Origin of the sequence: Pseudomonas fluorescens, from assembly GCF_018614655.1 — a bacterium.
Classification (GTDB): Bacteria; Pseudomonadota; Gammaproteobacteria; order Pseudomonadales; family Pseudomonadaceae; genus Aquipseudomonas; species Aquipseudomonas fluorescens_BX.
In genome coordinates this window covers 110,557-137,053 of record NZ_JAGGOG010000023.1, presented here as the reverse complement: position 1 = coordinate 137,053, position 26,497 = coordinate 110,557, and the positions used below count along the sequence as shown (strand labels likewise).

The following is a 26,497-nucleotide window of genomic DNA, read 5'->3' as shown; positions in this document are numbered from 1 at the left end:
ATTAACCGCTCAGGACACTAGACAAGGCGATGACCGGCAACATTACCAGTATGGAATCGCTGATGCAGGCTGAGGGCCTGCTTGAGCGCGCCAAGAAGGGCGGACTGGTCACGGCTGAGGAGCAGCTCAAATATCAGGAGCAGTTGGGCAAGGCGTTCGACAAGATCGAGAAGGCGGAAGCCAAGGAAACAGCCCAAAAGCAGCGCCTGATTGACGCAGAAAACCGACAGATTGAGGCTCTGAAACGCACCGTCAATGGAATTGACCCGGTAACCGCAAAGCTGGCAAAGCTGGAGGCTCAGGAAAAGGCCGCACACGAAGCATTCCGCGCCGGCGCAATTGATGTCGAGGCCTACAACGCCGCCCTGGCGAAGGTCGGAAAAGATCGAGCGGGCGTTACCGAAGTAGGCGGCGCCTTCGACAAGCTGAAGCTGGGAACCCGCCAAGCTCAAGAAAATGTTATGCAGCTCAGCAACGCTATTCAGTCGGGCGATTGGGGTAGTGGGGCGCGTGCAATTGCGCAGTTGGGCGCCGGTGCAGGCGCATCTATGAGCAGTATGCTTGCCATCGCTGCGCCAATTGGAATTGTCACCGCCGCCATAGGCGGTTTGGCATACGCTTATTACAAGGGCAGCGAAGAGCAGAATCGCTACAACAAATCGCTGATCCTTACCGGCAATTACGCGGGGACGACATCCTCAGCCCTTGGGGCAATGGCGGGCAAGATTGGCGACACTGTTGGCACTACTGGGGCGGCAGCGGAGGTTCTCGCGCAACTGGCTGGCTCTGGCAAGATCGTGAGCAGCAGCTTCGAGCATATCGCGGTTGCAGCCCTATCATTCGAGAAAGCTACCGGCAAAGCAGCATCCGAAACCGTCGATGAGTTCGCCAAGCTGGCGGACGATCCTGTGAAGGCAGTCGTTGCGCTCAATGACAAGTACAACTTCCTCACTGCCGCGACGTATACCCAGATTCGGGCCTTGCAGGAGCAAGGTGACACCCTGGGGGCTCAGCAGTTGGCAGAGACAGCCTACGCCGATGCTCTGATTGTGCGCGCCGACACCATCACCAGTAACTTGGGCACAGTAGAAAGCGCATGGAATGCAGTCAAGGGGGCTGCCAAAGACGCCTGGGACGCAGTGCTTGATATTGGGAGGGAAGAGACATTTGATCAAAAGTTCGAAAAGCTTGCTGACCGCCTGAACACGCTGCGCAACGCCAAATCGAACCCGATGATCATGGGCGACAATCCAGACATGATGATGCTCAGTCGTGGTGAATCGGGCGCCCAAAGCGACATCACCGCCATGCTGCAGAAAGAAGTGGATGACCAGGCAGAAGCTCGACGGAAAATGTTTCAGGGTCAAGATATCCAAGCGGGTACGAAGGCCTATGAAACGCTGCAAAACAACCTCGACGCTACCGCCTCAAAGTCCGCGAAGCTGACCAAGGCACTGGAGGAAAATCAAAGACGCATCACATTAGCGCGACAGGCAGGCTACACGTTCACTGCTGCAGAGGAAGCGGCCCTAGAAAAACAGACTCGAGACAAGTTTAAGGATCCAAAAACCGCCGCCACCCAGGTCGATCTAACCGCATTCAACAGTGCCAAAAACAACCTAGCCGACATCGCAAACGACTACAAAAACGCCCAGAAGGAACTGGAAGCGGCGCAGAAGGCAGGCTTGGTATCGCAGGGCGACTACGCCACGCGCAGAGCCGCCCTGATCAAGCAGGAAAGCGTGGACGTGGCGGCCGCCTATGAGGCCGAGATTGCTGCTCTTGAGGCCACCAAGGGCAAGAAGACCACATCAGCCGCGCAAAGCATCCAGCTGGACCAGAAGATCGCCGACGCGCGCGCAGGGATGGTCAAGGCGCAGAAGGATGCCGACAGCCAGCTTGAAGTGCTGGCGACTGCCGAGAAGGGAAGGATCGACAAGCAGACGCACTCGATCAACCAGTATGTCGCGGCGCTGGGTCAGCAACAAAAGGCCCTTGAGCTGGCAGGTCAACGTGCAGTGCTCGGTGTTGGCCAAGGTGATCGCCAGAACGCACTTAATGGTGAACTGAACAGCCAGCAGGATCGGTTTGCTCAGCAGTCGCTGGAGTTGGCAAACCAAAAGTCCGACCCATCACGCAATATGTCGGACGAAGAGTTCTCTCGGAAGTCGCAGGCGCTCGCAGACGCGAACAAAAAGGCAACCGACCAGATCCGACAGAACTACGCGGATGTGGCAGTCGCCCAGGGCGACTGGACCAAGGGTGCGACATCGGCCTGGGCCAACTACCTGGATTCGGCGCAGAACGTTGCAGGGCAGACCAAGAGCCTGTTCGGCAATGCGTTCGGCTCGATGGAAGACTCAATCGTCAACTTCGCCATGACCGGAAAGCTGTCGTTTGCTGACTTCACCAAGTCGATTCTGGCGGATATGGCACGCATTGCTACCCGGCAGGCGGCGTCAGGGCTCCTCGGTTCTCTCGTGGGGCTCGGCGTGTCTGCTGCAGGTTCGTACTTCGGCGGCGCAGCGTCGGGAGGCTCCACCACTGCCGGCTATACCGGTACCGATCTATCCAACTTCACCCCAGGCAGCATTCAAGCCAAGGGTGGTGCTTGGTCGGGTGGCGTGCAGATGTTCGCCGACGGCGGCGCGTTCACCAATTCTGTCGTCAGCAAGCCTACAGCGTTCGGCATGGCCAATGGCAAGACCGGGGTCATGGGTGAGGCGGGGGATGAGGCGATCATGCCGTTGACCCGAACCGCCAACGGCAAGCTCGGAGTGATGTCTGTCGGTGGCGGCGGTGGAGGCACCTCTATCAGTCTCAGCATGCCGATCATGCTCATGACGGACGAAGAGTCAGGCAAGCCAGACGGCGCCGAACTCGACACCGAGCTATTTCAGAGAAACATGCAGGAACGCATGCGCACCGTTGCGAAAGAAGAGATCGCCAAGTCTTGGCGGCAAGGCGGCGTGAGCAGCCGAAACGTAAAAGGATGATTTATGGCACTCGAAACGTTCAACTGGGCGACCGAGAAGGGAGTCGAGGGCGAAATCACGCAGCGCGTCAGGACCAAGCAATTTGGCGACGGATACGCCCAGTCAGTCGAGGACGGGATCAATAACCGGTCCCAGTCCTGGCCGGTTACCTTCACCGGTATGAAGGACCACATTAAGCAGATCATGACATTCCTCGATCGGCACAAAGGGGCGAAGGGCTTCCTGTGGGAGCCACCCTTGGGCGAGCTCGGCCTATACAAATGCACGGGTTACAAGCCTGTGCACCGAGGCGGCTCTGTCTACGCCATCACTGCGACTTTTGAACAAACCTTTCACCCCTAAAGGCCTCCCCTATGGCACTGATCACGGATATCCAGAAACTGGAGCCCGGCGGCGAGATTCGCCTGTTCGAAATTGACGGGACCGAATACGGCGCCGATTACTTGCGCTTCCACGGTCACGCAATCCCGCACACGCCTGAGGAACTGCTGGCCTACGAGCATTCGGAAGACGATCTGCCCGCCAAGTCTATTTGGTGGCAGGGCGCCGAGTACGCGGCCTGGCCAGTGCAGATTGAGGGCATCGCCTCCGCAAGTGACGGCACGGCCACCAGGCCCACGTTCGCCGCCGGCAACATCAATGGGCGCGTCACGGCTCTGTGCCTGGCCTTCGAAGACATGCTGAAGTTCAAGCTGACCGTTCGCGAGACCCTGGCCCAGTACCTGGATGCGGCGAACTATCCAGAAGGCAACCCGACTGCCGACCCAACTCAGGAAGCGCTGGAGATCTGGTACATCGACCAGAAAACCAGTGAGGACGGCGAGGCCGTGGTCTGGGAGCTGTCCTCCCCTGGCGAGATCGACAACCACGGTCTGCCCGGGCGCCAGATGACAACGTTCTGCCACTGGGCGATGACCAACGGCTACCGCGGGCCAGACTGCGGGTATACCGACGCGGCCATGTTCGACGATGAAGACAACCCCACAGATGACCCTGCCCTGGACCAGTGCAAAGGCTGCCTGTCGTCCTGCAAGCTGCGCTTCGGCGAGAACAACGAACTGTCCTTCGGTGGATTCCCCGCCGTTTCCCTGATTGCCCGGAGCTGATTATGCGCAAGCACATCATTGCGGCGATCCAGGCGCACGCTGCGGCGGAGTATCCCCGCGAGTGCTGCGGCCTGTTGCTGGTCATCCGGCGCAAGCAAAAATACTTCCCGTGCAGGAACATCTCCACGGAGCCGAACGAAGAGTTTCGCCTTGATCCAGAGGACTACGCCGCGGCGGAAGACTTGGGTGAGGTGATGGGTATTGTCCATTCACACCCTGATGCGACCTCCAGACCATCACCTCGGGACCTGGCCATGTGCGAGGCCACAGCGTTGCCCTGGCACATTCTGTCGTGGCCCGAAGGCGACCTCAGGACGATCACGCCGACAGGCAGCACGCCGCTGCTCAAGCGTCCGTTCGTGCACGGCGCTTGGGACTGTTGGCAGGTCTGTGCTGACTGGTATCAGCGTGAGTGGGGGCTGGAGTTCGAAGCCTTCCAGCGCGTCGATGGCTGGTGGGAGAGTGTGGACAACATCAGCCTCTACGAGCAGCACTATGAGGCCGCCGGCTTTGTACGAGTCGATCGACCTCAGCGCGGCGATCTGATCGTCATGTCAATCGGGCGGACGGTCCACCCGAACCATGGAGGGATCTACCTGGGCGCTGATCCGTCGCTGCCAGGCGAAGAGTCGGGCACGTTCGGCCCGGGGCCTTTCCTGCTGCACCACCTGTACGGCAGGCCGTCCGAAATCATAGTTTTTGGCGGACCATGGTCGGACAGAACACGCCTGATCCTCAGGCACAAAGACGCAAAACAACCAACATGACGCGGCAGTGCCGCAGGAGGGCATTATGAAGCCTGTATTTCGAGCTCTAGTCGGCTCAATAATCCGAAGCAAGAAAAAAGGCATTGGTGGCGAGGCTGCTTGGGTATTACAAAAAGACGGCACGCTCGTAGTCTCAGGATCTAGAGCGAGCCGTGCCGTCAGCGATACCAAGATTTAGTGTTTTGGTTGGTCCTGACCGAGCCATTCCATGATCGGTGCTTGGTCGCTTATTAGTACTTTCAGCGGCTTTGCATATCCCTCTTCCGCCGCCGGACCCCGGAATGGCGATGGTACCTTCTGATCAAGCATATGCTGGGCTATCTGCTTCAATGCCTCATTGTTAAAGCCTGGGGAGGCTTTAAGCGCGGCACTGATAGCCACAAGAGCATTGATTATGCCCACTTCTAAAGCTGACATTTCCACTTGCACGTCTTCGCTCACATTGACCTCCAGGTCATAAACGCGCCGACATTGGCGCAATCCCAGTCCTTGGGCTTGCAGGCGAAGGACTGGGGAATCCTTCAGTTTATTTCTCACTGCCCATCCGGCAGCAGGAGGGCTGTATGCAGCCAAGCCAGCGCTACATGCTGACCATTCACGACCTTTTCACCATTACCGATGCCGGTATCTGCGGCGCTGAAACTGAGGTCGCCATTCTGGATGGCGGTGCCGAGATTGATCGCATGAAATTCTCCGGCAAGTGCCAAAGCAAGGATGGTTATCGCCGTGCCTACACCGGTAACCCCGGGCTCACTGCCGAACTGGTGTCAGGGCCTGGGCGAATCCACTTTGCGGCAGAGAGCCTTCCACTCACCTCGGTGGTGTAAGCCCGCCAATGAACTCGTCTGTTCCAAGCCTGTGAGAGCCGTACTCGACGATGTATCCGTTATTCAGCCGCGCGGCCTCAGCCTGGGCAATTGCCTTGCTGGCGTAGACGTCGACCAGGTGCCAAGGCTCAAGGGCATCCCTGAGCACCGCCCAGCCGAGCACGCACCCTTTGTTGTCCGGGTCTACTGGAAGGTTTTTCGCGAGGCTTCTGATTGACATGGCCGATCCTTGGTTTGTGGAGGCCAGAGGCTACTATCGGAGGGTGGAGAGGTGGTACTGGCATTCCATCCATGCTGGATGCCTGGACAGGAGGAGGGCATGAAAAAGCCCGCACGCGGCGGGCTCTTAAGCTTTGCCTCAGGCAACTAGGCGATGTACCGCCCCGGCAATCTCTTCTCCGTGCTCTTGCTCTGCCTTGCGCAGCTCGTACGCTGTTTGCAGGTTGAGCCAGAACTCTGGAGTGGTATCCAGACAGGCAGCCAAACGCAACGCCATATCCGCAGAAACACCGCCACGCTCAAGTAGAATATTATTTACGGTAGGGGTGGCCACGCCTAGCGCGCGAGCCAAGGCCGCAGAGCTAAAGCCCATTTCGCTCTGGAAGTCCTCGCGAAGAACCTCGCCAGGATGTACTGGTCGCATGCCATTCTTGAACATGATGCACCTCAGTGATAGTCGACAATTTCAACGTTTTCTGGGCCGTTATCGGTCCATATGAAGCAGACTCGCCATTGCATGTTGATGCTGATGCTGTGCTGGCCCTCTCTGTCACCCTCCAAGGAGTGAAGCCGGTTTCCAGGCGGGGAGCGCAAGTCTCGAAGCTCTTTGGCGGCATCCAGTGCAGCCAGCTTGCGTTCTGCAACCGCCTTGATGTCAGTCCAGTGCCTTGTCCTACCAGTCGTGAAAAGCGTTTCCGTGTCGGCGCATGCAAAGCTTCGAATCATGGTTGTTAATGCTTAACGTTATTCGTTAAGGTTAAGTCTACAGGGATCGCGTAGCAGTGCAAGCATTTACAAGCAATTACTTGCATGCCTGGTCGGGTTTCTTGCTTTCGCTTCTCAGTGCTAAAGTCCCGCCAAACCAAAGAGGGAACGGCATGCGAATTTTGATAGCGGCGGTAGCGGTGGCGATGTTGGCGGGGTGCTCGACATCTGGAGTACAGGAGGGGGCGCCTTCGTTTTCCGCGCAATCGCAGAAGACACCACAGCAGTATGCTCGCTGCCTTGGCCCCAAATGGCAGGAATTCAACCCGTCAACTAGCTCCATAGAAACTGAGAGTGGCTACAAGATTTCCGCATCGACAGCTTTTACTGGGGTTGTCGCGCTCGCAGTTGTAGATAAGTCTTCAGGCGGGTCTCTGGTAAAGGTTTTTCTCCCAATGGACTGGACTGGAACGGCTGGCTGGAAGGATGCCGCCAAAGCCTGCATTTAAGTATCTCATCGCGAAATTAAGGGCCGCCCACGAGGCGGCTTTTTTACACCCGGAGAAAAGCAATGGCCGCACTCGCTATCGAATATCAACCAATGACTACGATCTTGCTGTATGGGCAGCTTCGGCAATTCGGACGCTCTTTTCGACTGGCCGTGCGAACGCCTGCTGAAGCCATAAAAGCGCTTTGTGTTCAGATTCCAGGGTTTGAGCGATTTATCTCTAATGCGAAGTCGAGAGGGATTGAATTCGCAGTGTTTCGAGGAAGCAAAAACCTTGAAGAAAAGGAACTGGGCTTTGAAGGATTGGGAGATATCCGTATTGCTCCAGTGATTACCGGTAGCAAGCGCGCCGGCGTGCTTCAAACGATAGTGGGCGCAGTAATGATTGTGGCCGGTGTTATTGTCAGCGGAATGTCGTTTGGCCTTGCAGCTCCATTAGGCGCGGCTATGATTTCTGGCGGTATCGGCCTCGTCGCCGGCGGCGTTATCCAGATGCTCAGCCCACAAGCTGGCGGCCTAAAGACCAGCGCCGCGCCAGAGAATACCCCCGGCTACGCCTTCGGCAGCGCCAAGAACACCACTGCATCCGGCAACCCGGTCCCGCTGTGCTACGGAAAGCGTCGAGTGGGTGGGGCGATCATCAGTGCCGCGATCTATGCCGAAGACCAAGCATGAGGCCAATCATGACAGCTGAAAAAGAGTGCCGCGTATCCGTCCCGGTTAAAAACATTCAGGCATCCGAGATCGTCGTTTCAGATGCCATGATTGACGTCGGGTTGGAGATTCTTGAGGAGGTGGATGAATGGCCTGTAACTCGCTTCAGACTCGAAAGGGCGTTCCAGGCGATGTGCCTACAATCACTGAAAGAATCTGCTCGCGAGTGTTCTGCCCCCGGATGATCAACATGTTGAAGGAAAAGGCTCGGCCTATCTTCATCAGCGTTAAGGAAAAATTTCGTAGAGTTTCAAGAGAAAGTGAGTGATCTGCGTTTGGAGCTTTTTTAGGTTTTATCAGGTTGCTTAGGGACGCATCCTGGTTGCCGCTCATAGCCCATTGCCAATGAACAATGCGATGCCTCTCCTTGGTCAGTGCTTCAAGTGTTTGGAACACCGCGAGCATATCTTGCGCTGCCTCGGGGTGGGCCTGGTTCGGAGCGCGCAGGCTCTCTGTCACAAACTTGATCATGCCGGCTGTGGGCATGTTCGTCTCAACGATCAACCTCCGTGCTCGGTCAGCGGATAGCCCTGAAAAGTAAGTAAATAGACCGGATATGTCCCACTCAACTAACGAGTAGGCCACCATGAATTGCCCTATAGCATGTAAATGCTCATCAGAAGGCCCGCATTCAAATTGCCTCGGCCAATCGATAGTGCATGCTGGACGAGAAGCAAATTCCGCTTCGTTGGTCATTTTAATCTGCCGGTCGGTTGATGAGTGGCGGAAATTACACTGCAACCCGACCCGTTAGATAGCTGTTGATTTGAACAGCCTTAGCCCGCCTTGAGCGGGTTTTTTATTGCCTGGAGGAAAGCATGGGCGCAGCACGCAAGATCGAAATCCACGGCGCCAAGGGCGGCGAAGAGAAACCCAAAACGCCGACGGAAGCGCCTGATAGCCTGCGCTCTGTTGCCGTTGCCAAGATGCTGATCGCTGTGGGCGAGGGCGAGTTTGAAGGTACGCCCACCGCGCGCGATATCTACCTCGACAACACCCCACTGCAAGATCCTCAGGGCAACATGAACTTCCCGAACGTGAAGTGGGAGTGGCGCACCGGTGCGGTTGATCAGTCGTATATCCAGGGCATTCCCTCGGTAGAGAACGAGACCACCATCAGCACTGAGCTGCGTAGCGGTACCCCATGGGTCCGTGCGATCAGCAACACCCAGCTTTCCGCCGTTCGTGTGCGTTTCGCCTGGCCAGCGCTCCAGTCTGTAGATGTCGACGGGAACATCAACGGGTACCGGATTGAGTACAAGGTCGAGGTGGCCACCGATGGCGGCGCGTACCAGCAGGTTCTGAGCGAAGCTGTCGACGGCAAGACCACCAGCGTGTACGAGCGCACTCGCCGCATCGACTTGCCGAAGGCTACTTCTGGCTGGCTGATGCGCATCACGCGACTGACGATCAACCAGAACAACAACAAAATCTCCGACACGATGCAGATCGCTGGCTTCACTGAGGTGATCGACGCGAAGCTGCGGTACCCAAATACCGCGCTGCTGTACATCGAGTTCTCCGCAGAGCAGTTCCGGAATATCCCGGCGGTGACCATCGAGACCAAGCTCAAGAAGATGCAGGTGCCGAGCAACTACGACCCCGTGGCACGGAGCTACACCGGGATCTGGGATGGCACCTTCAAGCAGGCTTGGACCGATAACGCGGTCTGGATGACCTACGACATCACGACAGCCGATCGCTTCGGCCTTGGTCGTCGCATCAAGCCATGGATGGTGGACAAGTGGGAGCTCTACCGCATCTCCCAGTACTGCGACCAACTGGTGCCGGACGGGAAAGGTGGCCAGGAGCCGCGCTTCATCTGCAACCTTAACCTGCAAAGCAAAGCTGATGCCTGGTCGCTGCTGCGTGATATCTCGGCGATCTACCGGGGCATGACCTACTGGGCCCAAGGCCAGGTCTTCACCCTTTCGGATATGCCGCGCGCCACTGACTTCGACTTCGCCTATACCCGGGCGAACGTCATCGATGGCAAGTTCACCTATTCCAGCGCGTCGGAGCGCACTCGCTATACCCGTGCCCTGATCAGCTACGACAACCCGGCGAACAACTACGACACGGACGTCACTGCGGTGACAGATGCCAAGCTTCAGCGGCGCTATGGCGATAACTCGCTGGAGATCAGCGCGATCGGCTGCACGCGTGAGTCTGAGGCGCAGCGACGTGGCAAGTGGGCCTTGCTCACCAACTCCAAGGACCGGGCCATTACGTTTAAGGTCGGCTTGGACGGGCGTATTCCGCTGCCTGGCTACGTGATCCCTGTCGCTGACGAACTTATCGCAGGTCGGCCTGTGGGCGGGCGCATCTCGGCGGTGAACGGCAAGGTCATCACCCTGGATCGCGACACCCAGGCCAAGCCCGGTGATCGCCTGATCCTCAACCTGCCAGACGGCAAATGCGAAGGGCGCACCGTTCAACTGGTGAGTGGCCGCCAGGTCACCGTCACCATTGCCTATTCCGTCGCGCCCGAGCGTGAACTGGTGTGGGCACTGGATGCTGACGACCTGGCCATCCCGCTTTATCGCGTGACCAGCGTGGCTCGGCCGGAGCCTGGCGTGTTCGAGATTTCGGCGGTGCAGTACGACCCGAGCAAGTTCGCTCACATCGACACCGGCGCCCGTCTGGAAGAGCGCCCGATCAGCGTCATCCCGATCACCATCGTTCCGCCACCAGCCAGCGTCACGCTGACGTCGAGCTACGCCGTGAACCAAGGCATCGCCATCAGCACCATGAACATCTCATGGCCTGCGGTGAATGGTGCTGTTGCCTATGACGTGGAGTGGCGTAAGGACAGCGGCAACTGGATCAAGGTGCAACGCACGGGCTCGACCAGCGTGGACATCACAGGGATCTACTCGGGCGCCTACATGGCCCGCGTACGCTCTGTGAGTGCATTCGAGATCTCGTCGATCTGGAAAAGCTCCAACCTGACCAACCTCACCGGCAAAACCGGCCTTCCGCCGGCGGTGTCGTTCCTGACCACCACAAGCGAGTTGTTCGGGATCGGCGTTAAGTGGGGTTTTCCACCAGGTGCAGAAGACACTCAGCGCACAGAGATTTGGTATGGGCCAGCGAATGACTTGGGCGCGGCTACCAAGCTGGCCGACCTGGCATATCCGCAGGCTGACTATCGGATGCAGCAGCTGCTGGCCGGTGCAACGCTGTTCTTCTGGGCGCGACTGGTGGACCGTACCGGCAACATCGGCCCGTTCTATCCGGTCGTAAATGGTGTGATGGGGCAGGCCAGTTCGGACGCAGGGCCAATCCTCGAGCAGATCAAGGGGCAGATCGACGAGACATCGCTGGGTCAGCTTCTCAAGGATCGGATCGATCTCATCGATGGCAACGGTCCGGGCTCGGTCAACGGACGTATCGATGCAGCCAAGGAAGAGCTGGAAGGACTGATTGACCAGATCGTCGATGCGCTGGAATGGGTACCGGACAAGGCGTATGCCCTGAACGATATCGTTCGTAAGGGTCAACACCTCTATCAGGCAAATGGCCCAGTACCAGCGAACAATCCTCCGCCGAATGCTACCTATTGGACCGATATCGGCACAGTGACGCAGACGGTTAACGCGCTGGTGACGCAGGTTCAACAGAACTCGGCGACGATCACCCAGCAGGGCAACGACATCACCGCCCAGGCCCAGCAGTTGAACGCTGTCAACGCCACGGTGAACGATCCTGTCAGCGGTGTGAATGCCACTGCCACCGGTTTGAGTACGCTCAAGGCCACGGTCACAACGCTCGATGGCAAGGTCACCACCACGGCAGAACGGGTGGATGGAATTTACCTGAAGGTCAACCCGGAGATGGTCGGCAATGAAACTGGTTGGATTGGCGCCGAGACAAGCAGTGTCGGGGTCTGGTCTACCCAGTCGGCGATCATTGAAGGGGATCTGGTCCAGGGGCAGCGTACCGATACCGTTGAGGTGAAGGTGGCATCAAATGCTGCTGCTGTGCAGTCTGAGCAAACCGCAAGGATCAATGCCGACGGGGCCCTAGCCACCAGAATTGATACCGTCCAAACGACAGTCGGCGGCAATACGCTGGCTATCCAGACCAACTCCACTGCCATCCAAACGGTCGACGGCAAGATCACGGCCAACTGGTCGGTGCGGATGCAATACGAAACCGCCACCGGGCTCTACAAGTACGCCGGTATTGGCCTGGGATTGGAGAACGGCCCGGGCGGCTTGCAAAGCCAGTTCATCATCGACGCCGACAGGTTCGCCATCGGCCAGGCTGGGACGGTGCCGTTCGCTGTGCAGGATGGGCAGACCTTCATTCGGTCCGCCTTTATTCAGGATGGCACGATCACCAACGCCAAGATCGGTAACTACATCCAGTCGAATAACTATGTGGCTGGAACTTCTGGCTGGAAGTTGTTCTTTGATGGCACGTTTGAAATCAACAGCTCTCTGGGAGCCGGTTATGCTCGTCAAGTTATCAATAATGCTGGCGGGAAAGTATTCGACGCAGGAAACATAAAGCGTTATCAGTGGGGAGATCTTGACGCATGAGCCACGGGATCAGGGTTTGGGGGGCGACTGGCGTGCTGGAGCTCGATGAAACATCGTTCACTGTTGGTGTTACTTATTCGGCTCTAGTTGCTAAAACCGCCGCGAGGTATGTTGATATAGCCGTTTCTGGGGTTGAGCCCACTAAGTATTCGGCGGTTTGTGTCCCTATTGCGCCTTATGATACGGGCGGGCAATTCAATAGCGCGATAGGATTTATACCTGAGGTGTTAAATGGGGTTGTCAGGGTTTGGTTTGGGAATAGGCAAAGCGCAAACGGCCCGCTCGGCACATCAACACAGCGATTACTTGTGATGAGGTACAGGTAATGTCTTATGGGATGAGGTTTATTAATGGCGATGATGTTGTAACTCTCGACTCCGAGTTTGCAAGACTGACGACTCTGGATAAAGGGACCTGGAGCGGTACCGGGTCCGGGGTTGTGGTCAACTTCGCAAAAACCATAACGACAGATGAGCCACCACTGGTATTTGTTAGGCCTGACCAGTCGAACTTGTTTTGCTTTTGCCTGGTGCGCGGGTCATCTGGCGCATGGACTGGCTTCTCATTCGTAGGCGTGACTGGGAATGCTACGTCTGGGAAGTGGTTTGCTGCTGCGTTCAAGTCCGAGCCGACTGCAAAGTTCGGCTTTCGTTTGTGGGATGCGAATGGAAAGCTTCTGTTTGATAACGGAACGCCATGCGCTCAATTCACTAGAACGATTACAAGCTGGACTTACCTTGGATCGGTATCTACGGGTCAGGGCCAGTCACGCCTGACATGGACAGCGCCATCTAGTTTGGCAAGCGGTGATTACATGCTTCTAAATAATATTGCAATGGATGTTGCGGGATTGGTATCCAGGCAGGGAAACATGTATGCGGTCTGGGAGTACAACAATGACAGGCTTTTAATGCAGGTTGTCGGTGTTGATATTTCAAGTACGCTATATAATCCTGTTGTTTTTGCAAAGCCAATTGATTGATGGGTGGTAGATTTAATGTCCAGACAAGTTATTAACTTGGGTGTCGCGATCACCGGTGAGGGTGGCGATACACCACGCAGCGCGATGATTAAAGTCAATACGATGACTCAGGAGATTTATGCGGGAATACCAATTTCCGGGAGGGCTATGCCGGAAGGAGCTGGCGGCTGGCTTGGTCCTTCGCTGATTGGCGGCAACAATAATTCCGCACTTGCAACAGGGCTCTGGGGTTTTAATGGTTCCCCGGTGATGCCTTACACCATCGTGCAGATGCTCAGTTCTGATTGGGGGCCCGACCCTCGCAACCAATGCCAACTCATCATGGGGGTCGCCACGAGTAGGCTGTGGTACAGGACTATTTCGAAAGACCAGACTGCGTACTCACCCGTTGTTGAGTTTTACAGCACCGGCAATACCACCCGAGCCCAAGACGGCACCCTCAAGGCGATCTAATCATGGCAAGAGCAGCAATCAATATCGTAGGCGCTACTGGCGCGATGTATGACCTGACATCGCTGGGCGGCTCTGAGGTGGACAGCTACCGAAGGGATGTTGGCGCGTACTGCGTCACCGGCACGTTGGGCATGGTTCCCTTTCCTCCTGTTGATCAGGGGTGGGGCTACTCCCTTCATCCCTCTGAAAGCAAGGCAGATGTAGACATCACCTTTGAGGCGGATTTACTCACAGTGACTGTGACCATGGGCGGGGAGCCTTACGACCTGAAAACTATGGTCACGTTGCACATACTGGTGCCTGATCTTCCGCCCATTGAAATTCCACCTCCGGTTATCGACCCCGCCGCAGATGCCCTGGGCGAGATCACCCGTCTGCGAGCTGACGCTGATTACGCGATTGCACCGCTACAGGATGCAGTCGATGTCGACGAAGCCACGGAAGCTGATCTGGCAGCGTTGAAGTCCTGGAAGAAATACCGTGTTGCACTCAACCGGGTGCCGGAGCAGCCAGATTATCCGTTGGCTATTGAATGGCCCGTGGCACCCGCTTAGTACCGCGCTTAAACATCGATGCCCGCCAACTGAGCGGGTTTTTTTTCGCCTGGAGAAAAGTATGCCGATCACCGAGCAGCAGTTGCTACAGATCCTCCCGAACGCCGGCCGCCAAGCCGGCGTTTTTGTTACTGCCCTGAATGCCGCGATGAACCGGTATGCCATCGTCAATCCTCTGCGCATCGCTGCCTTCATCTCCCAGGTGGGGCACGAGTCGGGGCAGTTGACGCGCTTGGTGGAAAACCTGAACTACGGTGTTGAGGGTCTGATGAAGACTTGGCCATCTCGCTTCGACCTGGAGCGCGCAACGGCGGCAGCCAGAAAGCCAGAGCAGATCGCCAACATTGTCTACGCCGGGCGCATGGGGAACTCCACGCCGGGTGATGGATGGAAGTACCGGGGGCGCGGCCTGATTCAGGTGACAGGGAAGAACAACTACACCGCGTGTGGGGGTGCCCTAGGCTTGGACCTGGTCGGCAGCCCTGAGCGTTTGGAGCAACCGCAATACGCGGCGCTTTCGGCGGCCTGGTACTGGGCGACCAATGGGCTGAACACCCTGGCCGATGCCGGCGACCTCAAGGGCATCACCCAGCGTATCAATGGCGGGCAGACTGGCGCGGCAGATCGAGCCGAACTGTATGCCCGGGCGCTGAAGGTGCTGGCATGACGCCGGTTCATAAGCTGACTGGCCTGGCGGTGCTGGTTCTGTTGTTGATGGCCGGCGCCGCCGGCGTGACTTGGCAGGTTCAGGACTGGCGACTGGGCAAGCAACTGTCCGAACGGCTCTCGGCCCAAAGCGCCGAGCACCAGGGTCAGCTCGACGCCATAACCAACGAAGCCTGGCGGCAGCAGAAGGCCGAGCAGGATAAGCGCTTGGCCATCGAGCAGCAGATCGCAGTGCAGGACCAACAACACACTCAGGAATTATCCGATGCTCAACGCAATCAGGCTTCTCTTCGCGATCGTCTTGCCACTGCTGATGTGCGGCTGTCAGTCCTTCTCGACGGCACGGATACAGCCAGTGGCTGTAACGTGCCTGCCACCCCCGGCACCGTCGGCGTGGTTCATGCAGCCCGTCGAGCCCAACTTGACCCAGCGCATGCTCAAAGAATTATCGCCATCACCGACGCCGGCGACCAAGGATTGATCGCGCTGCGGGCGTGCCAGGCGTACGTCAGGGCCGTGGCTCCTTGAGGGTCCTGAGTTCTGCCAGCAGTCGTTGATTCTCGCGCATGAAGTGATCGCGCTGCCCGGCCACAAGCCCAATACTGAGCACTCCAGGCTCTGTGAGCGAGCCCTTAAGGTCGGCGAGCTCTGAGCTTGCCAGGTTTAACTGCTGCTCGGCCTGAGCCTTGCCTTTCATTAGCAGGTCATTCATCTGGACCAGTCCGGCGATATTCGCCCGCGCTCTGCGCAACATGCGCTCGGTCTCTACCAGTTCATCCACGAGAAGTGAGCACTGGTGCTGGTACATCTCCAGTGGAGTGAGACAGCCGAGCCAGTCATCGGTGTCCATGTCAACATTCATAGGGGAATCTCAAGTTCTGTATGCGTGTACAGTAATCGAGGTGCGGCAGGTTTGGGGAGTGGTGTTCGTCGGCAGGACGCCGGGGATGGGTGTAGCTCGTACCAGTTTTCGTACCAACAGATGTTCCCTTGAGGGCCTATCAGGGGTCTCAGAAGGCGCTGAAACCCCTTGTCTAGCGCCTTTGGAATACTCCAGCTAATCCGCACATAAATTCCTTACCGGTTTTTCCGTTGGGGAGGGGTAAAAATGCAGCACGCCAAAACGGCGGGTACCTAAGGAGTGACCCGAGTATATTCAGAGAGTTTTAGAACAATCCGTTATAAGGCAAAGGGTTGCAGCCCGGAGGAGCATGTCCTGCGGGCTGCAGGGCCGATGTGTGGGAGCTATGGCGCGGGGCCGGTTATTTTTCCGCTTTGGCGACATTGCTGCGAATCAGTGCCCGCACGGCGAAGCGATTCGGATGACAGGCCTCGGCCACGCTTCGAGGCAAGGGTAACGGTTCGTTGTTCAGCCAAGCCGCAAGCAACTCGCCGGACAACGGCGCCGTGATCAGACCGCGTGAGCCATGCCCGCTGTTGACGTACAGGCCGTCCAGCCACGGGCAGGTGGCATCCGGCGTGTGGCGGGCGTCTTTGCGCAGGGCGTCATAGGCCTGGGTGAAGGCGGGGTTGTCGGCCAAGGGGCCTACGATCGGCAAGTAGTCCGGGCTGGTGCAGCGAAAGGCGGCGCGGCCCTCAAGGGTTTCGGGGGCCAGCGTATCGGTGTGCAGCCGCAGCGCCAGGTCCGGGGAGATCTCGTGCAGCAGGGCCAGGTTACCGGCATGCTCGGCGACGGTGGGGGTCAAGTCATCGCTCTTGAAGTCAAAACTGGCCCCCAGGGTGTGTTCGCCCAAGCGCGCCGGTGCGACATAACCCTCGGCACACACCACCGTGGCCAACGCTTCGCTGGCGACGGTCTGGGGCAACCGGGTAATTTGTCCGCGAATGCGTTTGAGGGGCAAGTCGGCGCTGGCGGCAAAGCGCTTGACCTCGGCGGCCCCGGCCAGCACCACCACCGGTGCGCTGGCCAGTAACGTGTCACCGTCCCAGGCCTGCCATTGATCGTCGACTTTGCGCAGCTCGAGTACGTCATGGTGGACAAGCACATCAATACCGGGTTGGCGAGCCTGCCACTGGCAAAGCGCAGGCGGGTGGACCCAGCCGCCTTGTGGGAAAAACATCCCGCCGTGCTCCAGGGCAATACCGGCTCGAACCTGAGCCTGATCTCTATCCAGCAGATGCAACAAGTCCGGGGCAAACGCCTTGGCCAGTTGCGCCTGCCGTTCGGCTTCCTTGGTATTGAACGCCAGTTGCAGAACGCCACAGCCGTCCCAATCCACACCGCGTTGCAGATGTTCCAGCAAGCGTCGGGTATGACCGAAGCCGCTGACGATCATCTGCGACAAGGCCGTGCCATGGGCGGACAGCTTCAGATAGAGCACCCCTTGCGGATTACCTGAGGCCTCTTGCGCCAGGGCATCATGACGTTCCAGCAGGCTGACCTGCCAACCCCGTGCCGCGAGACTGGCAGCGCTGGCGCAACCGGCCAGGCCGCCGCCGATCACCAGGGCCCGGTGCTCGCCGTGGCGCGCAGGTGGGCGTGCGAACCACGGCTTGGCGACGGCAGGTGACGGTGCCTCGGCCGGCCAACCGAGAAATTCACCCCGCAGGATTTCCCACTTATGGCCGATGCCCGGCGTGCGCTTCATCTTGAACCCGGCGCCATTGAGCAGACGCCGCACCCAACCGGTACTGGTGAAGGTGCTGATGGTCGAGCCCGGCGCCGCCAGTCTGGCCAGTTCGGCAAACAGCTCGGCGGTCCACATGTCCGGGTTTTTGGCTGGGGCAAAGCCGTCGAGGAACCAGGCGTCGATCTGTGCGTCCAGTTGCGGTAATTGCTCCAGGGCATCGCCGATCAACAGCGTCAGCGTGACGCGGCCATTGTCCAATACCAACCGTTGAAAACCCTGATGAATAGCGATGTATTGCGCCAGCAGTTGATCGGCGAATGGCTTGAGTTCCGGCCAGAGGGCGAGGGCCCGTTGCAGATCCGCGTGGCTCAGCGGGTACTTTTCTACGCTGACAAAGTGCAAGCGCGTGCCTTGTACCGCGTGCTGTTCAAACAACTGCCAGGTGCAGAGAAAATTCAGCCCGGTGCCGAAGCCGGTTTCGCCAATCACCAGCCTGCCGCCCACGGGCAAGGCGGCAAAGCGCTCTTGTAGACGGTTCTGCTCAAGGAACACGTAGCGGGTTTCATCAAGGCCCGACTTGTCGGAAAAATACACGTCGTCAAACACCCTCGAGCGAGGGCGGCCTTGGTCGTCCCAGTCAAGCTGGGCATTGGGCTGTACGGGGTTCATGGGCAACTCGGCAAAGACAAGGGGGGCATTCTAGCCGATCAAGGGGCGCGCGATTGATCCACGGCAATCAGGATCGCGACGACCCTCAAAACACCCGGCGTTGCCTTAGCGAAAACGTGGCGGTAACCCAATAGTTTTTCCATGGAAAATATCGCCGCAGTGCCCTGCTGAGCGATCAACAATCAGCGTCAATCCCGCCCCCTGCTCCGGGTATCGTTAACGCCTGATTAACGGGCAATAAAGGATATTGCTGATGCAGGTACAGGATGATTTGACCCAGACTTTCAACCAATTGACGCAACAGCAGTTGCAAGCCGCGCTGCTGGCAATGACGGGCGACCTGGCCAAGGCGGATGTGCTGAAAAAGCGTCTGCCGGGTTGGATGATCAATGCACCGCAAGGTTCGCTGGAGGCCCTTGAAAGGGATGCCTGGCGGGTTGAGGACGCCAGGGCAACGGTCACCGAGCGTTTGAAGCAGTTACGGCCGCTGGATGAGTTCTGCAGTGAACAGTTGAAGGCCTACTGCCAGGAGCGATGGCAGGTAACGGTGGACCCGGAAAAAGATCTTTTTATCCTCGGCATCTACGAGTTCGAGAGAGAAATCGGTCCGCTGATTTATCTGCGTACCGTCACTCTGAAACAGCAGAGTTTGTTGCATATGGCGCTGCAAAACTTTTCCGAGGATGAAGAGCGTGCGGATCATTATGCTCCCGGGTCAATGCTGCAATCGGGATCAGCTACCCGTGCGGTGATTGCAGTCACCCCGCATGAATTCGCCCAAGGTTGTCGCACTCTGGACCTTGGTCGGTTGTATCAACAGCACATCCGTGAGGTCTTTGACCTGGGCATGGACCCGACCGAGGATGAGCTTGTAACCAACGGAGTGGCGATTGATATCGGCCGGATGAAAACCCTGGACATGAAGGTCGATGCGCACATCGCCCTCATGCGCGGCGATATCACCTCGAGCACCTATGCCATGGTGTGTACGTTACTCGACCAGAATATGCACCCGTCCGAGGCCAAAGGTGTGTTGTTTCAGGGGCGCCCGGTGATCTGGCAAGGCCTGAATGCCCTCGACAGTTGCCTGTGGAGCATCGTCGTCTTCTCAAACCGGCCGATTGCCGAGCACCCGCAGGAACCCTGCGTGGTCTATATGCCGAATGAGCCGGGGCGAGCGTTTTTCGAGTATCCGTCCCTTAACGACTTCAAGGTCTACCTGGATCTGAAGTTGGAAGTGGCCAGCTATCGCACCTTCTTTACCGGCTATCTGGGAGAAGTTGATCGAGTCGGTTTTTTCAGTCGGTTTGATCAGAGCCGCACGCTGGGTGTACTGGAAGCGAAGCGCATTACGGCCAGCCTGGCGAACCATTTTTTTGGGACTTACGCCGGCAAATTGCAAATCGACGCGCGGACACTGGCGGTCCCTGCGGAGGATGTTGACGAAGAGGTGCGCAAGCGCCGCTTGCTTGAGTATCTGGATGCCGGGTTGACGTTGCTCAACCTTGCCGGTTTCGTTGTCCCTGCGTTGGGGTTATTGATGACGGGGGTAGCGGTAGGGCAGATGCTCAGCGAAGTGTATGAGGGGGTTGAAGACTGGCGCCGCGGTGACAAGGACGAAGCGCTCAAGCAGTTGGGCGCGGTGGCGGAAAATATCACCTCAATGGTGTTGTTCGCAGCGGGAGCCAAGGTTGTCGGCAAGGTATTGAGGCGAGCCCGGTTAAGCCTTGATGCCCACTTCCAGGAGTTGGAGGCCATACGCTCGAACGACGGCAACATGCGGTTGTGGCGCCCAGACATGGCACAGTACAGCCATGATCAACGTCTGCTCGATGGCGTGGTTGAAGATGCCGAAGGTGTCTACAGGGTGGGTGGCCATACGTATGTCAAAGTCGATGGTTTCGTCCATCGGGTTTCGTTCGACTCGAAGCAGGGCCGGTGGCGGGCTCACCATCCCGTGCGGCAGACGGCCTATCGCCCGGGATTGCTGCATAACGGCGAAGGGGCCTGGCGCTTTTCCTTTGAAAAGCCGCAAGAGTGGGACGATCAACAGTATCTCTTTTCGCGCCTCGATCCGACGAGCCGGCACCCGAGGCTAGACTCGCGAAAGTTGCGACTGATCACGCAGATTATGGATAAACCCCACCGCTGGGGTTACCACCTGGCCGAGGAATGCCTGCCCTTTCCCGCATCCTTTCGGGATTTATACGAGCGCTTCAGGCTGGAGCAGTCTATTCGCGATCTGATCTGGCTCCTGGAGCGCGGGGTTTATCTCAACGCTGAAAGTGTGGCCTTGCAGATGCATGCCTTGCCGCTGCTGCCCGGATGGCCCAAGGGTCGCTATTTCGAGGTGCTGGACGCCCAGGGCGGCGTCAAGGCGCGCTATCCCTCCAACGGGCTGATTGACGATGCCAGTCAACGCTTGACCATCACCGAGCAGGCATTGAGTGAGGGACAAGTATTCGATGTGTTGTTGTCGCGACTGGATGAGGAACAAAAGATTGGTCTGCTGGGAGACGGTGTTGCCGCGAATGAGGAACACGCCGTATTGGCGCGTCGATTGCTCGCCCACCTCAAGGCCGATCGCAAGCCCCTGTTTGAGCAGTTGTATCAGTCTTACGACGGGCCGGCGGCGCAAGAGTGGGAGCCGCTCAGGAAGGCATACCCACAATTACCGTGCACGGTGATCCGTGAGTTGATGGCTGAGGCACAGACGGTGGAGCGTGAGTTGCTGCGCGATAATCAGCGCGTGCCCATGGCGCTGGCAGAGTCGGTGGAGCGCGTACTGGGCGAACAGCGCCTGGACCGCGCCCTTGTCGGTTTCGAACTGCCGGAGTTGGCCGACTTCGACACACAGTGTGTCGGGGTTCGAATGCTGCCGCGCATTGAGGGGTGGGATGAGAAGCTGTGGATGGAACTGCGCCAGGATTCGCCCCGAGGTGATCTATTGGCCCTTGGCGCGGTGGAAGGCGCCGACGTGCGCCGCCGGGTGGTGGTCAGGTCCTCGGCAGGTTTTCAGCCGTTCGATGACAACGGCGAGAGCCTCGATAACGTCCAGACTGGTCCGGATGCGATGTTCGAGGCGATTGCGCGCGCGCTCCAGGATAAGCAACGAACGGCCCTGGGACTGCCGCTGACGGAGAGTGAAAACGGTTGGCGGCTGCGCCGTATGGTTGCGGCCAGGGCCCAGAGTGAGCGTGATATGGCAGCCGAGGCCTTTTCCGATAGAAGCCGCGAACCGCTGACAGTGGAAAAGCCCTGCCGGGTCTCGGATTCTCCGGTGAGGCCAGTGGTGCGCCCCACCGCGTTGGTGCGAAAACTGAAGAAGCTTTATCCCCTGATCACTGACGTACAAGCATTTGATCTGCTGATGGATCTGGGGGTTGATGATCTTGCCCGGGCCAAATCAGTGGACCGTCTGCGGGCAAACCTGGGGCACCTGCGCGCTATCCTCAAGCACTGGAAGACTGCCATTGGCGATCTGGATAAACAACCTGGCCTCAGAGATATTCGCCAGAGTCGCCAGCAAGTGGCCGAACGCATTGAAGCCTGTTGGCGGCGGCAAAGCTTCCTCCTGAATGAACAGCAAGAGTCGGTTGCCGGCCTGACCCTGGATGGGATGCGTGTTGGCACCTTGCCGGTGCTGCCTCCCGAGATTCGTTTCGACCATGTCCAGCAGTTGTCGCTAAAAAACATGCGCCTGAAGGATGACGTCGCCTACTTCCTGAAGTGTTTCAAGGGGCTGCGACGCCTGGACATGGACCGTAACCAGTTGACCCGGTTGCCGGAGTACCTTTCTCGAATGCCCGAGCTCGACAGTTTGTCAGTGGCCAGTAACCAGCTTGCGCTGACTGAATACACCCGGCGCAAGCTGGCCGACCTGAGCACGCTGCGTCTGTTGGGCCTGAGCCACAACCCCATTGAGGGCAGCCTGGACGTGAGCAAGATGCGAGACTTGCACACCCTGTTGTTACAGGACACAAAAATCACTGACGTGCCCACAGGCCTTGGGCGGCTGGGCTACCTGGATCAAGTGGACCTGCGCGACAACTGGATAACCCTTCTGCCCGACTGGCTGCTCACGTCGACGCGCAGTTTCAGCCAGGCGATCAACCTGGGAGGCAATCCATTATCCCGCTCGACGGTTACGGCGCTCAACCGCTACCGCGAGGAAGTCGGGGTTGGCATGGGCTATGTGGATGACGACGCGCCACGTTTCACTGAGTTGAAAGCCCGGGCGTTGTGGTTACCGGATGAGGTGGCAGCCAGAAACGCCAATAAGCGCAGTACGTGGGCCAACCTGCGCGATGACCCGGAGTCGACACCGTTGTTCGAGGTGCTGGCCCAGTTGGCGGGCACCGCTGACAGCCGTTATGTGCGTGAGGATTTGAGCCGGCGGGTTTGGGAAGTACTGCAGTCAACTCATGACAGCGTCGATCTGCGTGAACGAGTCTTTGAACTGGCGGCACATCCGATGAACTGCGCGGATGGGGCCGCCGATATTTTCAGTCAGATGGAAATCCTGATGGAGGTCGAGAAGGCGACCCGACTGTCCGCGCGTGTTCAGGGGCATCCCGCAGTGCTGCTGAAGTTGGGGCGTGGTTTGTTTCGCCTCAGCCAAGTGGAACTAATTGCCGCAGATCATGCGATTGAAAACCCGACTCTGGAACCCTTGGAGATCAGCCTGGCGTTTCGCACCGGGTTGGCCAAAGTCCTGGACCTGCCGGGGCAGCCCAGGCTCATGCACTTTTCCTCGGGTACCAATGTGACCAGCGTTGGTCTGGAAGCGGCGCACCAACGGGTACGTGCCGCGGAGTTGTCGCCTGCACTTTCGCGCTTCATCACGCAATTGTCCTTCTGGAAGTCCTACCTCAAACAGCAATTCCCTCAGTCATTCGCGTCAGCAACCGAGCCGTTTGACACCCAACAGCAAGCCCTCTTTGAGAACAGCCAGGCCCTCACGGACGGTGAGTACCTGCGCCAAATGGAAGCGCTGCGCTCACCTCGCAAGCGAGCAGTAAACGGAGTGGTTGAGCGCTTGACCCAGCAAATAATCAGAAACCAGGACCTGGGTATCTGTCATGTGCCTGAACGGTAGGTGAGTCCCTGCCATTGGGGCCGGCGATTGATCCACGGCAAGGCCCTGGGAATTCCTTGTCCGCAGTGATGCCCAATCCGCTAGTCTTGATCCATCTTGTAAGGGAGCCGCCCATGTTTGAATCTGCCGAAATCGGTCACGCCATCGACAAAGAGACTTACGACGCCGAAGTCCCGGCGTTGCGCGAAGCCTTGTTGGAAGTTCAGTACGAATTGCAGCAACAAGGGCGGTTCCCGGTGATTGTGCTGATCAACGGCGTCGAAGGCGCCGGCAAGGGTGAAACCGTCAAGCTGCTCAATGAGTGGATGGATCCGCGGCTGATCGAGGTACGCACCTTTGACCAGCAGACCGACGAAGAACTGGCCCGCCCGCCTGCATGGCGCTACTGGCGCCAACTGCCGGCGAAGGGTCGTATGGGCGTGTTCTTCGGCAACTGGTACAGCCAGATGCTCCAGAGTCGGGTTCATGGCCAGATCAAGGACGCGCGACTCGACCAGGCGATTGCGGGTGTCGAGCGGCTGGAAAAAATGCTGTGCGATGAAGGTGCGTTGATCTTCAAGTTCTGGTTCCACCTGTCCAAGAAACAAATGAAGGCCCGGCTCAAGACCTTGCAGGATGACCCGCTGCACAGCTGGCGCCTCAGCCCGCTGGATTGGCAACAGTCCGAGACCTACGACAAGTTCGTGCATTTCGGCGAGCGCGTATTGCGTCGTACCAGCCGGGACTACGCGCCCTGGCATGTGATCGAAGGTGTTGATGCTCACTACCGTGGGTTGACCGTTGGCAAGATTCTGCTGGAAGGCCTGCAAAGCGCCCTGAAAGTGCCCAAGGGCAAGGCCAGCGGCATGAACCCCGCGCCATTGCCGTCCGCCGTGGACCAGATAAGCTTGCTCGACAGCCTGGACATGACCCTGCGTCTGGACAAGGACGATTACGAAGAGCAGTTGATTACCGAGCAGGCCAGGTTCTCTGGCTTGATGCGCGACAAGCGCATGCGCAAGCACGCCCTGGTGACTGTGTTTGAAGGCAACGACGCGGCGGGCAAGGGCGGGGCGATTCGCCGGGTCGCGGCCGCGCTCGATCCTCGCCAATACCACATCGTGCCAATTGCCGCGCCGACTGAAGATGAACGGGCCCAGCCTTACCTGTGGCGCTTCTGGCGCCAGATCCCGGCGCGGGGCATGTTCACGGTGTTCGACCGTTCCTGGTATGGCCGGGTGCTGGTGGAGCGGATCGAAGGGTTCTGCACGCCGGCGGACTGGATGCGTGCCTATGGCGAGATCAACGACTTCGAAGAGCAACTGCGCGATGCCGGCGTGATCGTGGTCAAGTTCTGGCTGGCCATCGACAAACAGACCCAGCTGGAACGTTTCCAGGCCCGGGAAGAGATTCCGTTCAAACGCTTCAAGATCACCGAGGACGACTGGCGCAACCGCGACAAGTGGGACGCCTACCGGGCGGCGGTGGGCGATATGGTCGACCGTACCAGCACCGAGGTTTCACCCTGGACATTGGTTGAGGCCAATGACAAGCGCTGGGCGCGGGTCAAGGTGTTGCGCACCATCAATCGATCGCTGGAGGACGCGTTCGACAAGTCCGACAAACATGACAAAAAGGGCAAGAAGAAAAAGTAATCCCTGTGGCGAGGGGGCTTGCCCCGTTGGGCTGCGGAGCAGCCCTAAAACCTGTCATCGAGGTCTATCTGAAAGAACTCAACGATCCTATTGGGGCTGCTGCGCAACCCAACGGGGCAAGCCCCCTCGCCACAAAGGCTCTTCACCTTCGGGGATCTGTCGATACCTGAGACATACGCGGGATGAATGATTGTCGCGGTTGATGGGGGCTGGATCTATGCTCGATCCATCTCTCTACCACCACAACAAGAGGCAAGCCCATGCGTGAAGTAGTGATCGTCGACAGCGTGCGAACCGGCCTGGCCAAGTCCTTTCGCGGCAAGTTCAACCAGACGCGCCCCGATGACATGGCTGCCCATTGCGTCAATGCGCTGCTGACCCGCAGTGGCATCGATCCGGCCAGTGTCGAAGATTGCATCGTCGGCGCCGGCTCCAACGAAGGGGCTCAGGGCTACAACATTGGGCGCAACGTCGCGGTATTGTCGCGCCTGGGCACGGGTACGGCGGGTATGACCCTCAACCGTTTCTGTTCCTCGGGCTTGCAGGCGATTGCCATCGCGGCCAACCAGATTGCTTCCGGCTGCAGCGACATCATCGTCGCGGGCGGGGTCGAGTCCATCAGCCTGACCATGAAAAGCGTCAACACCGACAACCTGATCAACCCGTTGCTCAAGGAGCAGGTGCCGGGTATCTACTTCCCCATGGGCCAGACCGCCGAAATAGTCGCTCGCCGCTACAGCGTCAGCCGCGAAGACCAGGACCTGTATGCCCTGCAAAGTCAGCAGCGTACCGCCCAGGCGCAAGCGGACGGTTTGTTCGATGATGAAATCGTGCCGATGGCGGTCAAGTACAAGGTTGAGGACAAAAACACCGGTGAGGTACGGATCCTTGATGGCGTGGTGGATCGCGACGACTGCAACCGCCCGGACACCACCTTGGCCAGTCTGGCCGGTTTGAAACCGGTATTCGCCGAGGACGGCTCGGTGACGGCGGGCAACTCGTCGCAGTTGTCCGATGGCGCCTCGATGACGCTGCTGATGAGCTTGGAAAAAGCCCTGGAACTGGGGCTCAAACCCAAGGCGTTTTTTCGCGGCTTTACCGTGGCGGGTTGTGAACCGGACGAGATGGGCATCGGCCCGGTGTTCTCGGTGCCCAAGCTGCTCAAGGCGCGGGGTCTGAATGTAGCGGATATTGATCTATGGGAGCTCAATGAAGCGTTTGCTTCCCAGTGCCTGTATGCGCGCAATCGGTTGAAAATCGACAACGCCAAATACAACGTTAACGGTGGGTCAATCTCTATTGGGCACCCGTTCGGCATGACCGGGTCGCGACAGGTCGGGCATCTGGTGCGGGAACTGCAGCGGCGAAAATTGCGTTACGGCATCGTCACCATGTGCGTGGGGGGCGGGATGGGCGCGACCGGGTTGTTCGAGGCCGTGCGCTAACCCGTAATACACCGCA

Annotated in this window: 22 protein-coding genes; 15 read left to right on the top strand and 7 right to left on the bottom strand. The window is 58.3% G+C overall.

From position 1 onward, the window contains the following. Positions 1-29 precede the first annotated feature (29 nt). The 4 genes from J7E41_RS22860 to J7E41_RS22845 are packed head-to-tail and all read left to right on the top strand — an operon-like array spanning position 30 to position 4,869. The gene (locus tag J7E41_RS22860; protein WP_214996462.1) at positions 30-2,996 is read left to right on the top strand and encodes a phage tail tape measure protein; all 2,967 of its coding nucleotides are present in this window, start codon (positions 30-32) and stop codon (positions 2,994-2,996) included. Positions 2,997-2,999: 3 nt separating this feature from the next. Further along, positions 3,000-3,338 carry a phage tail protein gene (locus J7E41_RS22855; protein ID WP_214996460.1) on the top strand — a complete coding sequence of 113 codons (339 nt, stop codon included), beginning with the start codon at positions 3,000-3,002 and terminating at the stop codon, positions 3,336-3,338. A gap of 11 nt (positions 3,339-3,349) precedes the next feature. After that, complete coding sequence (locus tag J7E41_RS22850) at positions 3,350-4,102, top strand: phage minor tail protein L (RefSeq protein ID WP_214996458.1); 753 nt, start codon at positions 3,350-3,352, stop codon at positions 4,100-4,102. A gap of 2 nt (positions 4,103-4,104) precedes the next feature. Continuing rightward, complete coding sequence (locus J7E41_RS22845) at positions 4,105-4,869, top strand: C40 family peptidase (protein ID WP_214996456.1); 765 nt, start codon at positions 4,105-4,107, stop codon at positions 4,867-4,869. Positions 4,870-5,043: 174 nt separating this feature from the next. Here J7E41_RS22845 and J7E41_RS22840 read toward each other — a convergent pair whose 3' ends face one another. Continuing rightward, positions 5,044-5,310: a hypothetical protein gene (locus J7E41_RS22840; protein ID WP_214996454.1), complete on the bottom strand. Its 267-nt coding sequence runs from the start codon at positions 5,308-5,310 to the stop codon at positions 5,044-5,046. 122 nt (positions 5,311-5,432) lie between these two features. Here J7E41_RS22840 and J7E41_RS22835 point away from each other — a divergent pair, with 122 nt between their 5' ends. Further along, positions 5,433-5,696, top strand: a complete 264-nt coding sequence (locus J7E41_RS22835; RefSeq protein WP_214996452.1) for a hypothetical protein — start codon at positions 5,433-5,435, stop codon at positions 5,694-5,696. On the opposite strand, the gene J7E41_RS22830 is transcribed toward J7E41_RS22835, so the two are convergent. The 3 genes from J7E41_RS22830 to J7E41_RS22820 all read right to left on the bottom strand — a co-directional run bounded on the left by J7E41_RS22830 (position 5,680) and on the right by J7E41_RS22820 (position 6,641). After that, complete coding sequence (locus J7E41_RS22830) at positions 5,680-5,916, bottom strand: hypothetical protein (protein WP_214996450.1); 237 nt, start codon at positions 5,914-5,916, stop codon at positions 5,680-5,682. The genes J7E41_RS22835 and J7E41_RS22830 overlap by 17 nt on opposite strands. Positions 5,917-6,054: 138 nt before the next feature. Further along, entirely contained in the window at positions 6,055-6,354 is a 300-nt protein-coding gene (locus J7E41_RS22825) for a HigA family addiction module antitoxin (RefSeq protein ID WP_214996449.1), read from the bottom strand. Positions 6,355-6,362: 8 nt separating this feature from the next. Further along, on the bottom strand, positions 6,363-6,641 hold the full coding sequence (locus tag J7E41_RS22820) for a type II toxin-antitoxin system RelE/ParE family toxin (RefSeq protein WP_214996447.1): 279 nt from the start codon (positions 6,639-6,641) through the stop codon (positions 6,363-6,365). 550 nt (positions 6,642-7,191) lie between these two features. On the opposite strand from J7E41_RS22820, the gene J7E41_RS22810 reads away from it, so the two are divergent. Next, positions 7,192-7,803 carry a tail assembly protein gene (locus J7E41_RS22810; protein WP_214996442.1) on the top strand — a complete coding sequence of 204 codons (612 nt, stop codon included), beginning with the start codon at positions 7,192-7,194 and terminating at the stop codon, positions 7,801-7,803. 144 nt (positions 7,804-7,947) lie between these two features. On the opposite strand, the gene J7E41_RS22805 is transcribed toward J7E41_RS22810, so the two are convergent. Further along, positions 7,948-8,538 (bottom strand): hypothetical protein, encoded by a 591-nt coding sequence (locus tag J7E41_RS22805; protein WP_214996441.1) that lies wholly within the window; start codon positions 8,536-8,538, stop codon positions 7,948-7,950. A gap of 122 nt (positions 8,539-8,660) precedes the next feature. Between J7E41_RS22805 and gpJ the strand changes: the two genes are divergently transcribed. The 6 genes from gpJ to J7E41_RS22775 all read left to right on the top strand — a co-directional run bounded on the left by gpJ (position 8,661) and on the right by J7E41_RS22775 (position 15,572). Next, the gene (gene gpJ / locus J7E41_RS22800; protein ID WP_214996440.1) at positions 8,661-12,389 is read left to right on the top strand and encodes a TipJ family phage tail tip protein; all 3,729 of its coding nucleotides are present in this window, start codon (positions 8,661-8,663) and stop codon (positions 12,387-12,389) included. A gap of 325 nt (positions 12,390-12,714) precedes the next feature. Further along, entirely contained in the window at positions 12,715-13,371 is a 657-nt protein-coding gene (locus J7E41_RS22795; RefSeq protein WP_214996439.1) for a hypothetical protein, read from the top strand. 15 nt (positions 13,372-13,386) lie between these two features. After that, positions 13,387-13,824: a hypothetical protein gene (locus tag J7E41_RS22790; protein ID WP_214996438.1), complete on the top strand. Its 438-nt coding sequence runs from the start codon at positions 13,387-13,389 to the stop codon at positions 13,822-13,824. Between the two features lie 2 nt (positions 13,825-13,826). Next, positions 13,827-14,378 (top strand): tail fiber assembly protein, encoded by a 552-nt coding sequence (locus J7E41_RS28370; protein ID WP_214996437.1) that lies wholly within the window; start codon positions 13,827-13,829, stop codon positions 14,376-14,378. A gap of 61 nt (positions 14,379-14,439) precedes the next feature. After that, complete coding sequence (locus J7E41_RS22780; RefSeq protein WP_214996435.1) at positions 14,440-15,045, top strand: glycoside hydrolase family 19 protein; 606 nt, start codon at positions 14,440-14,442, stop codon at positions 15,043-15,045. Then, on the top strand, positions 15,042-15,572 hold the full coding sequence (locus J7E41_RS22775) for a lysis system i-spanin subunit Rz (protein WP_214996433.1): 531 nt from the start codon (positions 15,042-15,044) through the stop codon (positions 15,570-15,572). The genes J7E41_RS22780 and J7E41_RS22775 overlap by 4 nt, the downstream gene beginning before the upstream one ends. On the opposite strand, the gene J7E41_RS22770 is transcribed toward J7E41_RS22775, so the two are convergent. Both J7E41_RS22770 and mnmC read right to left on the bottom strand, forming a co-directional pair. Next, positions 15,553-15,906 (bottom strand): hypothetical protein, encoded by a 354-nt coding sequence (locus tag J7E41_RS22770; RefSeq protein ID WP_214996430.1) that lies wholly within the window; start codon positions 15,904-15,906, stop codon positions 15,553-15,555. The two genes, J7E41_RS22775 and J7E41_RS22770, sit on opposite strands and share 20 nt — an antisense overlap. A gap of 400 nt (positions 15,907-16,306) precedes the next feature. Further along, positions 16,307-18,304, bottom strand: a complete 1,998-nt coding sequence (gene mnmC / locus J7E41_RS22765) for a bifunctional tRNA (5-methylaminomethyl-2-thiouridine)(34)-methyltransferase MnmD/FAD-dependent 5-carboxymethylaminomethyl-2-thiouridine(34) oxidoreductase MnmC (protein ID WP_214996428.1) — start codon at positions 18,302-18,304, stop codon at positions 16,307-16,309. A gap of 253 nt (positions 18,305-18,557) precedes the next feature. Between mnmC and J7E41_RS22760 the strand changes: the two genes are divergently transcribed. From J7E41_RS22760 to J7E41_RS22750, 3 genes are all read left to right on the top strand, one after another. Continuing rightward, positions 18,558-23,402, top strand: a complete 4,845-nt coding sequence (locus tag J7E41_RS22760; RefSeq protein ID WP_214996426.1) for an NEL-type E3 ubiquitin ligase domain-containing protein — start codon at positions 18,558-18,560, stop codon at positions 23,400-23,402. A gap of 113 nt (positions 23,403-23,515) precedes the next feature. Next, on the top strand, positions 23,516-25,036 hold the full coding sequence (pap, locus tag J7E41_RS22755) for a polyphosphate:AMP phosphotransferase (RefSeq protein WP_214996424.1): 1,521 nt from the start codon (positions 23,516-23,518) through the stop codon (positions 25,034-25,036). Positions 25,037-25,296: 260 nt separating this feature from the next. Next, positions 25,297-26,481, top strand: coding sequence for a thiolase family protein (locus tag J7E41_RS22750; RefSeq protein ID WP_214996422.1), 1,185 nt, complete (start codon positions 25,297-25,299; stop codon positions 26,479-26,481). Positions 26,482-26,497: the final 16 nt, after the last annotated feature.